This window comes from Brevundimonas sp. GW822-FHT03E11, assembly GCF_058801445.1.
The window spans coordinates 120,417-132,912 of record NZ_JBXANG010000002.1 but is presented as its reverse complement, the minus strand read 5'-3'; the positions used below and the strand labels follow the sequence as shown (position 1 = coordinate 132,912).

10 protein-coding genes are annotated in these 12,496 nt (G+C 71.7%); 2 read left to right on the top strand and 8 right to left on the bottom strand.

Annotation, left to right across the window (positions count from 1 at the left end; genetic code table 11):
• The first annotated feature begins 4 nt into the window (after positions 1-4).
• Together accD and AC1RKE_RS03500 are read left to right on the top strand one after the other, a co-directional pair.
• Positions 5-895 carry an acetyl-CoA carboxylase, carboxyltransferase subunit beta gene (gene accD / locus AC1RKE_RS03505; protein ID WP_348683791.1) on the top strand — a complete coding sequence of 297 codons (891 nt, stop codon included), beginning with the start codon at positions 5-7 and terminating at the stop codon, positions 893-895.
• A 5-nt stretch (positions 896-900) separates the two neighbouring features.
• Positions 901-2,175, top strand: a complete 1,275-nt coding sequence (locus tag AC1RKE_RS03500) for a bifunctional folylpolyglutamate synthase/dihydrofolate synthase (protein ID WP_348683793.1) — start codon at positions 901-903, stop codon at positions 2,173-2,175.
• Here AC1RKE_RS03500 and AC1RKE_RS03495 read toward each other — a convergent pair.
• The 8 genes from AC1RKE_RS03495 to AC1RKE_RS03460 all read right to left on the bottom strand — a co-directional run bounded on the left by AC1RKE_RS03495 (position 2,172) and on the right by AC1RKE_RS03460 (position 12,472).
• On the bottom strand, positions 2,172-2,360 hold the full coding sequence (locus AC1RKE_RS03495; RefSeq protein WP_183217897.1) for a hypothetical protein: 189 nt from the start codon (positions 2,358-2,360) through the stop codon (positions 2,172-2,174). The two genes, AC1RKE_RS03500 and AC1RKE_RS03495, sit on opposite strands and share 4 nt — an antisense overlap.
• A 71-nt stretch (positions 2,361-2,431) precedes the next feature.
• Positions 2,432-2,770, bottom strand: a complete 339-nt coding sequence (gene trxA / locus AC1RKE_RS03490; protein WP_191558857.1) for a thioredoxin — start codon at positions 2,768-2,770, stop codon at positions 2,432-2,434.
• A gap of 117 nt (positions 2,771-2,887) precedes the next feature.
• On the bottom strand, positions 2,888-6,319 hold the full coding sequence (gene addA, locus AC1RKE_RS03485) for a double-strand break repair helicase AddA (protein WP_348683795.1): 3,432 nt from the start codon (positions 6,317-6,319) through the stop codon (positions 2,888-2,890).
• Entirely contained in the window at positions 6,316-9,366 is a 3,051-nt protein-coding gene (gene addB / locus AC1RKE_RS03480; RefSeq protein WP_395942040.1) for a double-strand break repair protein AddB, read from the bottom strand. Before addB ends, addA begins: the two co-directional genes overlap by 4 nt.
• Positions 9,363-10,079, bottom strand: coding sequence for an N-acetylmuramate alpha-1-phosphate uridylyltransferase MurU (gene murU / locus AC1RKE_RS03475; RefSeq protein WP_395942039.1), 717 nt, complete (start codon positions 10,077-10,079; stop codon positions 9,363-9,365). Before murU ends, addB begins: the two co-directional genes overlap by 4 nt.
• The gene (gene amgK, locus AC1RKE_RS03470; protein ID WP_152949097.1) at positions 10,076-11,173 is read right to left on the bottom strand and encodes an N-acetylmuramate/N-acetylglucosamine kinase AmgK; all 1,098 of its coding nucleotides are present in this window, start codon (positions 11,171-11,173) and stop codon (positions 10,076-10,078) included. Before amgK ends, murU begins: the two co-directional genes overlap by 4 nt.
• Positions 11,160-11,618 carry a tRNA (adenosine(37)-N6)-threonylcarbamoyltransferase complex ATPase subunit type 1 TsaE gene (tsaE, locus tag AC1RKE_RS03465; protein ID WP_054764128.1) on the bottom strand — a complete coding sequence of 153 codons (459 nt, stop codon included), beginning with the start codon at positions 11,616-11,618 and terminating at the stop codon, positions 11,160-11,162. The genes amgK and tsaE overlap by 14 nt, the downstream gene beginning before the upstream one ends.
• Positions 11,615-12,472 (bottom strand): GNAT family N-acetyltransferase, encoded by an 858-nt coding sequence (locus AC1RKE_RS03460; protein ID WP_054764127.1) that lies wholly within the window; start codon positions 12,470-12,472, stop codon positions 11,615-11,617. The genes tsaE and AC1RKE_RS03460 overlap by 4 nt, the downstream gene beginning before the upstream one ends.
• Between the last annotated feature and the right edge of the window lie 24 nt (positions 12,473-12,496).

The window sequence follows — 12,496 nt, the reverse complement described above, 5'->3', positions numbered from 1 at the left end:
GCCCATGGTCGAGAAGAACAAACCCCAGGAAAAGCGCGGCGGCTGGCTGAGCCGTTTCGCGCCCGGCGTCCGCAAGATCGTTTCGCGCCGCGACACCCCCGACAATCTGTGGGTCAAGGACCCCGACACCGGCGAGATGCTGTACCGCTCGGACCTGGAGGCCGCCCTGTGGGTGACGCCGTCGGGCCGCCATATGCGGATCGATGCGCCGACGCGGCTGAAGGCCACCTTCGACGGCGGCCAATACGAGCCCATCGAGACGCCGGACGTGCCGGAAGATCCGCTGAAGTTCTCGGACGGCAAGTCTTACAAGGACCGGCTGAACGCCGCGCGCAAGGCGGCGGGGCGCAAGGACACCATGGCCATCGGCTGGGGTTCGGTCGGCGGTCAGAAGGCGGTGGTGATCGTTCAGGACTTCACCTTCATGGGCGGGTCGCTGGGCATGGCGGCGGGCGAGGCCTTCATCAAGGCGGCGCGCGAGGCCGTGGCCCGCAAGGTTCCGCTGGTCTGTTTCACCGCCGCCGGCGGGGCGCGGATGCAGGAAGGCGCCCTGTCGCTGATGCAGATGGCGCGCACCACCCTGGCCATCGAAGAGCTGAAGTCGGCGAAACTGCCCTATGTGGTGGTGCTGACCGACCCGACCACGGGCGGGGTGACCGCCTCCTACGCCATGCTGGGGGACGTGCATCTGGCTGAGCCGGGGGCCTTGATCGGCTTCGCCGGTCCGCGCGTGATCGAGGCCACCATCCGCGAGAAACTGCCGCCGGGCTTCCAGCGCGCCGAATATCTGCAGGAGAAGGGCATGGTCGACCGGGTCGTGACCCGCGCCGATCTGCCCCAAGTCCTGGGCCGGATCCTGTCCATGCTGATGGGCGGAAACCGCCAGGCGGCCTGACGGCCTTGGACCCCATCTCCGAGCGGCTGCGCGCCCGACATCCGCAGCGGATTGATCTGTCGCTGGACCGGATGCGCGCCCTGTGCGCGGCCCTGGGCGATCCGCAGCATCGGCTGCCGCCGGTGGTCCATGTGGCGGGGACGAACGGCAAGGGATCGACCGTAGCCCTGATCCGGGCCGTCGCCGAGGCGGCGGGGCTGAAGGTCCATGCCTATACTTCGCCCCATCTGGTGCGGTTCAACGAGCGGATCCGGCTGGCGGGGCGGTTGATCGAGGACGATCATCTGAACGCCATCCTCGACCGGATCGAGGGCGTGTCCGGCGAGGCCACGGTGTTCGAGAGCACCACCGCCGCCGCATTTTTGGCCATGGCCGAGACAACGGCCGATCTGGCGGTGATCGAGGTCGGCCTGGGCGGGGTGCTGGACGCCACCAACGTCATCGAGCGGCCGCTGCTGAGCGTGATCACCCCGGTCGACTATGATCATGCCGAGTTTCTGGGCACGGACCTGGCCGGGATCGCCTCGGAAAAGGCCGGGGTGTTGAAGGCGGGGGCGCCGGGCGTGATCGGGCGCCAGCGTGAGGAGGCGTTCAAGGCCATCGAACGCCGGGCCGCCGACGTCCGTGCGCGGCTGACGGTGCTGGGGGTGGATTTCGACGCCTGGGCCGAGCGGGGCGGCATGGCCTTCCAGACGGCGGACCTGTTCATGGACCTGCCGGCGCCCGCCCTGGCGGGCGCGCACCAGATCGACAATGCGGCCGTGGCCATAGCCGCCGCCCTGGAGCTGGATCTGCCGGAAAGCGCGATCATCGAAGGGCTGAAGGCCGTGCGGTGGCCGGCGCGGCTGCAGCGGATCTCGACCGGACCCTATGGGCAGGCGGCCAAGGCGGCGGAGGCGGAGCTGTGGCTGGACGGGGGGCACAATCCCCATGCCGGACGGGCGCTGGCGGCTTTTCTCGCCGAGCGTCAGGCGCGGGCGCCGCGCCCCCTGGCCCTGATCTGCGGCATGCTGGGCAATAAGGACGCCGGTGGTTTCTTTGCGGCCCTGAAGGACAGCCAGGCCACGGTCTTCACCGTCGGCTTCGACGGGGCGGCGGCCGAGCCTGCGGCCCTGGCGGCCGTGGCGCGCGGCCATGGTCTGGCGGCGACCCCGGCGGGCTCGGTCGGCGAGGCCCTGGACCTGGCCTTGCGGTTCGGTGCGGGCCGGGTGGCGATCTGCGGGTCTCTGTATCTGGCGGGCGAGGTGCTGGGCGCCAGCCCGGAGACCTGGCCCGTCTAGCGGGTCATCCAGGGTTTGGACTTGCCGGCGGCGAGGCGGGCGGCCTGTTCGCGCTGGAAGCGTCCGCCCCGCGGCGGCTTGGGCCGAGCCTCCAGCTTGGCGGTCTTCAGGCGCAGGGCCTTCTGAACCGGGGTTTCGCCGGGGATGTCGTCCGGGATGTGGTCGGGCGGGGTTTCGTCGCTCATGAGCGGCCTTCTAGCAAAAACGCCCGTCGGTCGGTACCGGCGGGCGTCTGTCGTTCAGATTTCGTCCGAGATCAGGCGGCGTCGGCCTTGACGCCCGCCTCGGCCAGCCATTCGACGATCTTGCCCTTGGGCATGGCGCCGACCTTCATCGAGGCCATCTGACCGTCCTTGAACAGCATCAGGGTGGGGATGCCCTTCACGCCCAGTTTGGACGGGGTCAGGGGGCTGTCGTCGATGTTGATCTTGGCCACGGTGACCTGGCCGCCCAGTTCGTCGGCGATCTGTTCCAAAGCCGGGCCGATCTGTTTGCAGGGGCCGCACCATTCCGCCCAGAAGTCCACCAGGACGGGGGTGGAGGATTTCAGGACGTCGGCGTCGAAGCTTTCGTCCGTGACTTTGACTGTCGCCATGAATGGCTCCCTGGGGCGCGGTCGCCGGGCCCGTAGGGGCGAGCGGCTTGAGCGCATGTTGAGATGGTCCGGTCTGTCCGGGTTCGGAGGCAGATGTGGGAGCGAATCGCGGGCAATTCAACTGTCCGCCAACGCCGCATCCAGCATGGCCTGCGGGATCGGCATCAGCTTGGGTCCGTCGGTCCAGACCAGGGCGGCCTCGACCGGGCGGTCGGGGTAGAGGCGTTTCAGCACGGCGACATAGACGGCGGCCTGAAGCACATAGGCGGGATCGACCCGGTCCAGGGCGTCGGGGGCGGGGCGGTTGGTCTTGTAGTCGATCACGAGCACCCGATCGGGCGTGACCACCAGTCGGTCGATCCGGCCGTTGATCGCCACGTTCGATAGGCCGGCCGGGGGGCCGGCCAGGGCGCCGGTCAGGGCCACCTCGGCGCGGGAGCCGGGGCCGAAGACGGGGGCGAAGCGGGCGTCGTCCAGCACGGAGAAGGCGGCGGCGATCATCTCGGCGCGCTGGGCCTCGTCCAGATCGGTCTCGCGCGCCAGAAGGCGGCGGGCGGCGTCGGGGCGGTCGGCGGGCGCGATCTCGGGCAGGCGCTCCAGCAGCCGGTGGATCAGGTCGCCGCGGCGGAACCGGCCCAAAGACGCGCCGCCGGCCGCGCTGCGGGCGAGCGGCGAGGGGGCGGGGATGCGGACCTGGCCTTCCATCCGCGACGGCGAGGCGAAGCGGGCGGCGGCGTCGGGCGGGGGCGGCACTGCGGCCCAGGCGGGCAGGGCGTCGGCGGAGGCGGTCGCGGCGGCCTGGGTCGGGCGATGTTCGGGATCGACGCCGAAGCGGCGGACGCCGTTCTCCACCTCGCGCACCTGATCCCCCAGCCGGTCGAAGGTCTCCGCGATCACCGACCACCAGCTGCCGGCCTCGGCGCCCCGGCTGGAGGCGCGGCCCATGACGATGACGCGGTCCCGCGCGCGGGTCAGGGCCACATAGAGCAGGCGCAGGGTCTCGTCGTCGGTGCGGGCCTGGCGCGCGGCGCGAGCGTCCGCCGAGGCGGGGCAGTCGTCACGGGCCGAGCCGGGCGCCATCAGCCAGGCTTCGCCTTCGCCCTCGGGCGTGACGGCGGGCATCAGGGACGGCCCCTGGGCCTTCGCCTTCATGGTGGTGTCGGGCAGGATGACGATGGGCGCCTCCAGCCCCTTGGCGCCGTGGACGGTCATGACGCGGACCTCGCCGCGCGCGCCCTCCAGTTCGCGCTTCACCTCCACGTCGGCGGCCTCGAGCTGGGCGAGGCAGGATTCAAGGTCGATCGCGCCGCGGTTCTCGGCCGCCAGAACTTGGTTCAGGGTCTCGTCTATGGCTTCCTCGGCCTCGCGGCCCAGCCGGGCCAGGATGCGGGCGCGTCCGGAGAGCCCCAAGTCGTCCACCCGGTTCAGGGCCTGGGAGAAGAAGGCGAACGGGTCGTCGCCGCGCGCGGCTATGGCGGCCTGGAGCGCATCTCGCGCGCGGGTCCATTCCGGGCGTTCGTGCGCCCGGTCGCGCAGGTCGCGCCACAGCTGGCCGCCCTTCCGGTTCTCGCGCCCGGCGAGGGCGTAGAGGCCGTCTTCGTCCACGTCGCACAGGGGGCTGCGCAGCACCTCGGCCAGGGACAGGTCGTCGTCGGGGAAGAGGGCGAAGCGGGCCAGGGAGATCAGGTCGTCGAAGACGATATGGCTGGACAGTTTCAGCCGGTCGGCGCCGGCGACGGGGACGCCCTCGGTCTTCAGGGCGCGGATGATCTCCTCGAAGGTGGCGTCGCGTCGGCGGACCAGGACGATGTAGTCGCCATAGCCTGCGGGGCGCAGATCCCGCGTTCGGCTGTCGAAGACGGCGAGGCCGCTTTCGACCTGGCGGCGGATTTCGCGAGCCAGGTCGCGGGCCAGGCGTTTCCTGGCGCTGCCGGCGCTCTCCTGATCGACCGGATCGTCCCAGGCGTCGGTCTCGGGCGCGGGCTCGTCGAGGAACAGGGGCCACAGGTCGATGGAGCCATGCTGGCCGACCCGCGCGGGGATGTGACGGGCGATGTCGCCCTGGGGGCCGGTCAGGGCGCGGGTGCGGTCGGGATCGGCGAAGACGGCGTCGACGAAGGTCAGCACCTCTTCGGTCGAGCGGTAGGAGGTGTTCAGCTCGGGTCCGCGGTATTCCAGCCCCGCCCCTATCGCCAGCTGACTGTAGACATCTCGTTCCTGGCGCAGGCGCTCGGGTCGGGCGCCCTGGAAGGAGTAGATCGACTGTTTCTCGTCGCCGACGGCGAAGACGGTGCGGCCCGACGTCTGGCCGGAATAGAACTCCCCGGTCAGGGCGCGGACGATGGCCCACTGGTCGGGGGCGGTGTCCTGGGCCTCGTCGATCAGGACGTGGTCGACCCCGCCGTCCAGCTTGTACAGCACCCAGGCGGCGGCCCCGCTGCGGGTCAGAAGGGCGGCGGCGCGGGCGACCAGGTCGGGGAAGTCCAGGGCGCCGCGCTGGGCCTTGGCGGCCTCGTAGAAGGCGGCGTGGGCGCGGGCCAGGGTCAGGACCTTGATCGTGTCGTCGGCGACCTTGGCCTTACGCAGGGCCTCGCGGGCGGCGAGGTATTTGGTCTGGAGGTCCAACAGCCAGCCGACGGCGCCCTGGGGCGCCGACTTGGTGCCCATGCTTTTTCGCGGCTCGCCCGCCTGGGTGCAGAAGACGCCCGCCAGGGCGGCGAAGCCGGCCTGGGGCGGGGCGGCCACGCTCATGGCGTCGGCGATCTTCTTGTCATTGGTCGAGCCGGTCGCCATGGCCTCGGCCATGCGGTTCCATTCGGCGGGGTCGATCCAGGCGACGAAGTCCCGCTCCAGGTCTTCCGGGCTGCGGCCCGCTTCCGCGCCGGTCAGGGCGTAAGGGTCCGGCGCGGCCCCCGCCTCGGCCCGGTCGATATAGTCCAGCAGATCGGCGCGCCTGGCCTCGATCATCGACAGCAGGGCCTGGAACCGCTGCCAGTCCAGTTCGACGGCGAAATGGCTGTAGGCCTGGCCGACAGGGCCGTCCGGGTCGGCGACGGCGGCGCGGGCCAGGTCCTCGCGCGCGGCATGGCTGAGGGCGGTGGCGGCCTGGTCTTCCAGAACGGTGAAGCGGGGCGAGACCCCGGCCTCCAGCGGGAACCGGCGCAGCAGCTTCTCGCAGAAGGCGTGAAGGGTCTGGATCTTCAGCCCGCCCGGCGTCTCCAGGGCGCGGGCGAACAGTTTGCGGGCGCGGGACAGGGCGGCGTGATCGAGGGTCTGCGGATCGCCGTCGTCCAGCCGGGCCAGTTCACGCGACAGGGCGGCGTCGTCCAGCACGGCCCAACCGCCCAGCTGGTCGAACAGCCGGGCCTGCATCTCGGCGGCGGCGGCCTTGGTGTAGGTGACGCACAGGATGGCGCCGGGATCGACCTGATCCAGCAACAGTCGCGCCACCCGGTTGACCAGGGTGGTGGTCTTGCCCGAGCCGGCGTTGGCGGTGACGAAGACGGTCAGGCGCGGGTCGGCGGCGACGATCTGGGGGGACACGCTCATTCTTCGTCCCCGTCGCCGATCACCGACCATTCCCAGACGCGGGCCAGATGGTCGTAGTTGCCGCCCTGGGCGCCCATGAACTGGGGCGCGGCCCAGGAGACATAGGGGGTGTTCGGGTCGTCGAAGCGAGCGACGCGGCGCTTCAGCCCCTCCAGCGCCGCCTGGGCCAGGTCGGCGGCCTCGGCGCCCGAGGCGCGGGTGATGACCTCGCCCGCCGTCTTGCGCCCGACCACGCGGACATAGGTCAGTTCGTCGGGCGTGACCGGGCCCTTGGCGCCCTCGAACCCGCCGTCGGCCAGGATGGCGGCGGTCAGGGTCAACTGCGGGGCGAAGCCGGACTTGACCTGTTTGGCGGACGGCGCCGCCCCGGTCTTGAAGTCCATCACCGCCGCCCCGTCGGACGACAGTTCGATCCGGTCGGCGAAGGCCTTGACGGTGAAGGGGCCGGCGGGGGCGTCGAAGGTCAGGGCGCCCTGTTGCTCGACCAGGATTTCGATCCCGCGCGCGCGGCGGCGGCGCTCGAAATCGGTCAGCCAGCGGGCGCAGTTGCGGGCGAGCGGCGCCTCGCGCGCCATGGCCGCGTCCTCGAACCCGCGCGCGCCCAGTTCGCGCAGCAGATGGTCGTGCAGGATGGTTTCGCAATCGTCGGGCAGGTCATGGGGCCAGTCCAGCGTCAGCCGTTCGACAGCGGCGTGGACGGCGTCGCCGCGGGCGAGCGCTTCGGCGGACGCGCCGGGACGCTCCATCGCCTCCAGCCCCAGCACCCACAGGGCGTAGATGGCGTAGGGGTTGCGCACCCAGCGTTCGATGCGGGTGACATAGAGGCTGCGCGGGCGGCGATGCACCGGCGGGCGCGGCTCGGGCCGTTTGGCGAAGCGCGGCGGTCCGGGCGGAGGGGCGTCGAGCGCGCGGGTCCAGTCCAGGACGGTGCTGGGGCGGGGCAGGTCGACTCCCGCCCCCCGCGTCAGCATCTCCAGCCGCCACAGCCAGCGGGAGCGGACGGCAGGCTGGCCGCCGCGTCGTTCACTGTGGACCAGAATCACCTCCTCGGCGCAGGCGGCCTGGACGAAGTCCTGTGCCGTCTGGCCCAGGCGGCGTTCGGGCGGGGGCAGGCTCAGGGCCTTGCGCATCGGGCGCGACAGGAAGGGGTCGGTGGGCGCGGCCTGGGGCCAGACGCCTTCCTCCAAGCCCGCCAGGATCATCCGGTCGGCGCGCACAAGCCGCGCCTCTATGGCCCCCAGGATCCGCAGAGACGGATGGGTGGCGCCCCCGGTGCGGACCACGGTCTCGCGCACCAGGGAGGAGGTCAGCTCGGCCAGGTCGGCCCGGTCGATACGGCCCAGGGCGGCGCCCCCCTCGATCAGGCCGGACAGAAGGGCGGCGGCGGCCTCGCCGTCGGGACCGGCCCAGGCGTCCTGGCCGGCCAGGGTCTCGATCAGGCGCGTCAGGGCGGAGGCGGCGACGTTCAGGTCTGCGTCGGGGGTGAAGACGGCGGTAGCGGTCTCGACGGCGGTTTGCAGACGCTCGACCAGGCGGGTGGCGGCCGACAGGCGTTCCCGTTTCCACTCGGGCGGAGCCTTGCCGCGCCGGTCGGGCTGAACGGCTTCCAGCAGACGGCGGCGCACGGCGGCGAAGTCGCGGGGGCGCGGGCCGCGCAGGGCGTGCTCTTCCAGCGCCGCGACGGCGGCGGCCTGAGGAGCGTCGCCCAGGTCGAACCGGACCAGCGGGTGTTTGATGATCGCCAGCAGCAGATGGGGCTGGACGGGATCGGCGATCCAGCGGGCGCACAGATCGACCAGGGCGCCGGCGGGCAGGCGCGACAGGGGGCTGCCTGCCGAGGAATCCGGGACCACGCCCCAGCGTTCCAGTCTTGCGGCGACGCGGCGGCCCAGGGCCTGGTCCGGGGTGACCAGGGCGCAGGTCTTGCCGGGGGTTTCCAGCGTCTCGCGCATCATCAGGGCGATGGCCGCGGCGGCCTCCTCCTCGGCGCGGACGGTCAGCAGGGACAGGCCTTGCAGACCTTCGGCTATGGGGTCGCGGGCCTCGCCGCGCGCGGCGGCGGTCGAGCGGAGGTCGCGGATGGCGCGGCGCCAGTCGTCGGTGGCCTCGGCGGGCCGCAGGGCCTCGTTGACTAGACGCTGGCGGGCCTGGCCGCGGGCGAGGGCGGCGGGCGGCTGGGACGGGGCGAACCAGGGGCGGACGTCGGTGCGGGCGACTTCGACCCGGTCCAGCAGGCGTTTCATGGCGCTCTGCGGATGCTGTTCGTCCAGCCGGTCCCAGACCTGGGCGTCCAGATCGAGATCGAGGCCGGGCAGGACGACGCAGCCCAGGGGCGCTCTGGCCACGGCGCCCAGGACGTCGGCGGCGGCGGGGACGGTGCCGGTCGAACCGGCGGCGATGACGGCCTGGGTCGGGGGCGTGTGGTCCCACAGTTCGGCGAGGCGGCGCAGAAGCGTGGCGCGGCGCCAGGCTGGATCGACCAGGCCCAGTTCGGCGAGGCGTTTGGGCCAGGCCTCGACCGCCAGGCCCAGGAATTCGGCCGAGCGTTCCCAGTGTTCGGCCATTTCGCCGTCGACCAGGGTCGCGATCCGTTCGGGGTTCGGAACCTCTTCCAGCTGGCAGGAATCGAGGAAGCCGCCGAGCGCATCCGCCAGATCCAGGGCCCGCATCGGCGTCAGGCTGTCGTCGAACTGCTCGACGATCATCCGCGCCATCTCGAACCGGCGGGTCAGGGCGGGGATGGCGGGCGGCAGGTCGAGGCCGAGGGCGCCGGGGGTGAAGGGGGGCTCGTCCTCCTCCAGATCGCCCAGCGGCCGGACCTGGGGCAGCAGGACGGGGCGGCCTTGGGAGAGTTTCGACAGGGCGCCGGTGAAGGCGCGGGCGGCGCGCCGGTTGGGCAGAAGGAGGGTGGCGTCGGACAGGGTCTCGGGCGGCAGATCGCCCAGCCAGGCCAGGACGCCGGCGGCCAGGTCTTCGAGGAAGGGCCGGTGGGCGGGGACGGCGTACCAGCGGGGGCAGGACGCCGTGAAGGGATCGAACGCGCTCACTCCAATCCCGCCAATTTCACCTCGGCCTGATCCCGCGCCTGGGGATCGCCGACGTGCATCCAGTCGCCGTCCAGAACGCAGCCGTAGAGACGGCCCTCGGCGGCGGACTTGCGCCACAGGGGGCTGAGGGAAAAGGGGCCGTCGGGGCCTTGGTCGGCATAGCCGGGGCGGGTGATGTGGACCCCCATATAGGCGAAGGGGGCGGACGGGGCGTCGCCGCGGAAGGTCAGTTTTCCGTCCTCGGCCAGGAAGAAGTCGCCGTCGCCCTCGAAGCCGATGGAGCCCTCGCGGCGGGCCAGCAGCAGGGCGGCGTCCATCGTGTCCGGGTTCCACAGGCGGATCAGGTCTGACAGGGCGTCGCCCCGGTCGATCCAGACGCTGTCGATATTGGCGACGAAGATCGGATCGTCGCCCAGCAGGGGGCGGGCCTTCTTCAGGCCGCCGCCGGTTTCCAGCAGTTCGGCCCGTTCGTCGGAGAGGAGGATGCGGGGGCCGCGTCCGCGCGCGGCCAGATGGGCTTCCAGCCGGTCAGCGAACCAGTGGACATTGACGACCACCGTCTCCACCCCGGCGTCGGCCAGCCGGTCCAGCACATGGTCGATCAGGGCGCGGCCCGCCACTTCGACCAGGGCCTTGGGCCGGTCGTCGGTCAGGGGGCGCATCCGGGTGCCCAGGCCGGCGGCGAGCACCATCGCGGTTTTCGGCGGGGTCATGCGCGCACCTCGACAGGGACGTGGCGATCAAACCAGCGGGCGACGGGCGCCAGGGCCGGCTGGTCCAGATTGGCGTTCAGATGCCGCCACATGCGCGGCAGGAACTGGCGGTAGCGGGGCTTGCCGTCCCGCGCGATCAGTCGGGCGAAGATGCCGATGATCCGCGCCTCGTTCAGCGCGGCTAGCCCGGCATAGTCGGCCATGAAGGCGGCGCGGTCCACCTGGGGGCGAAGGGCGAAATAGCGGTCCAGGGCCTCGGCCTCCAGCGCCGGCGACACGTCGCGGCGGGCGTCCTGAAGCAGGGAGTGCAGATCCCAGGACGGGTGGGCGCGCACCGCGTCCTGGAAGTCGATCATGCCGACGCGGGCGGCGCCTTCACGCTCGGGCAGCCAGATCAGGTTCTCGGCGTGATAGTCGCGGTGGGCCATGACCGAGGCCCCGGCGGCGCCCGAGGCGACGATCGGCGCCCAGGCCTCTCGCCATTCCGCCACCGCGGCGGCGTCGAAGGCGACGCGCGCGTCCAGACGGGGCAACCAGTCGACGAACAGGTCGGCCCCGCCCTGGAGCGCCGTCTCGTCATAGGTCAGGAGCGGCCAGTCGCCGCCGGGACCGGTCAGCACCTCAGGCGGGGTCCCGGCCTCGTGCAGGGCGGCCAGGGCCTCGATGGCGGTCAGATAGAGGGGCGTCTCCTCGGCGCCGTCCTCGATGACGCGGGCGAACAGGGCGTCGCCGAAATCCTCCAGCACCGCCAGGCCGTTGGGCGCGTCCAAGGCCGGGATTTCAGGCGCGGACAGACCCAGCGACTTCAGATGGGCGGCGACGGCGGCGAAGGCCTCGATCCGACCGGCCGAAAGGCGGGCGACGGCGTTCCAGCCTGCGGCGTGACGCTGCTCGGGCGTCCAGGCCGGATCGGCGGGCGGGCTCTCGGCGGCGGGCGCCTGGTCCATCAGCATCAGGGTGGGGCCGCCCGGCGGGGTCAGCCGTTCGTAGCGCCGCGTCGAGGCGTCGCCCGGCAGAGGCGCGCGCGCAGCCTCGGCCAGGCCGGCGGCGGCCAGGAAGTCGAGGCGAAGCTGTTCGCGATCAGAGACGGACATGGTCGATCAGGTCTTCCCACCGGCCTACGCCGGAAACGGTCGCAACACGGCCGTCGCCGTGTTCGGAAATCTCAATGACAAGGCGGTCGGGCCCCAAGAACCGGCCCGGATCCTCGCCCAGCCGCTCGGGCCATTCAATGAGGGCGCAGCCCTCGTCCAGGGCCTCGTCCAGGCCGATCTCGAAGGCTTCTTCCGGCCGGGTCAGGCGATAGAGGTCGAAATGGGCGACGGGCAGGTCGGATTCATAGAACTGGACCAGGGTGAAGGTGGGGCTCGGCACCTCCTCGTCCGGCGTGGTCAGGGCGCGGATCAGGCCGCGCGCCAGGGTGGACTTGCCCATGCCCAGCGGCCCGTACAGCAGCAGGCTGTCGCCCGGCGCCAGAAGGGGGGCGATGACTTGGCCCAGACGGGTGGTGGCCTCGGCGTCAGGGAGTTCGACCTTCATGGGAAGACCGCGTCTGGATCGGCGGCCAGGGTGCGTTCGGTGAAATGTTTCAGCGCCACGGTGGCCTTTACGGCGTCCACGTCCAGCCGTTCGGGCGGGATGGGGCGGCCGACCAAGATATCGAAAGGCTTGCCCGCCTTGTTCAGCAGTTCGTGGAACAGGGTCACGTCGCGCAGCTCCTGCGAAACCTTGTCGAACAGGTGGAACAGCCGGCTGTAGGGGCCGGCGACGTGCATGGGCACGACCGGCGCGCCGTATTTCCGCGCCAGGGAGGCGGCGGTCGGCGCCCATTCGGGGTCGGTCAGCAGGCCGTCGGCGCCGACGCGGGCCAGACGGCCGGCGGGGAACATGACCACGCAGCGTTCGGCTTCGAAGGCCGCCTTGGCGGCGTTCAGCGTCGCGCGGGTCTTCTCGCGGGTGCGTTTGTCGTGAACCCATTCGACCGGGATCACCGTCTCGGCGAGCCGGGGCGAGACGCGCAGGGCGTCGGCGTTGGCGAAGAAGACCGCGTCGAGACGGCGCCGTTTTACGGCGTCATAGACCGCGACCCCGTCGGCTATGCCGGTCGGATGGTTGGCGACGACGACGCACCGGCCCGTCGCGGGCAGGCGGTCCAGAGGGGACGCCGTCACCTTCAGCCGAAGCAGGTCCGACACATAGTCCAGGCTCTCGGAGCCCGAGCGGTCACGCACAGCGTCGGCCATCCGCACGGCCGCCTTGTAGTTCAAGATCGAATAGAGCAGCGGGCGCACCGCCGGCCACAGCGGCGAGGCGGTCAGACGGGGCGCACGCTCGGCGATCAGCACATCGACGATGTGGGGCGAGCGGCGGACGGGAAGGGCGGCGGAATTCATGGACGACCGCTTGTCGCCGGTTCG

Bases quoted from the DNA above. Each gene is read 5' to 3' on its own strand.
- trxA (WP_191558857.1), bottom strand. From the start codon at position 2,770: ATGGCGACAGTCAAAGTCACGGACGAAAGCTTCGACGCCGACGTCCTG.
- addA (WP_348683795.1), bottom strand. From the start codon at position 6,319: ATGAGCGTGTCCCCCCAGATCGTCGCCGCCGACCCGCGCCTGACCGTC.
- AC1RKE_RS03460 (WP_054764127.1), bottom strand. From the start codon at position 12,472: ATGAATTCCGCCGCCCTTCCCGTCCGCCGCTCGCCCCACATCGTCGAT.
- murU (WP_395942039.1), bottom strand. From the start codon at position 10,079: ATGACCCCGCCGAAAACCGCGATGGTGCTCGCCGCCGGCCTGGGCACC.
- accD (WP_348683791.1), top strand. From the start codon at position 5: ATGGTCGAGAAGAACAAACCCCAGGAAAAGCGCGGCGGCTGGCTGAGC.
- AC1RKE_RS03495 (WP_183217897.1), bottom strand. From the start codon at position 2,360: ATGAGCGACGAAACCCCGCCCGACCACATCCCGGACGACATCCCCGGC.
- tsaE (WP_054764128.1), bottom strand. From the start codon at position 11,618: ATGAAGGTCGAACTCCCTGACGCCGAGGCCACCACCCGTCTGGGCCAA.
- amgK (WP_152949097.1), bottom strand. From the start codon at position 11,173: ATGTCCGTCTCTGATCGCGAACAGCTTCGCCTCGACTTCCTGGCCGCC.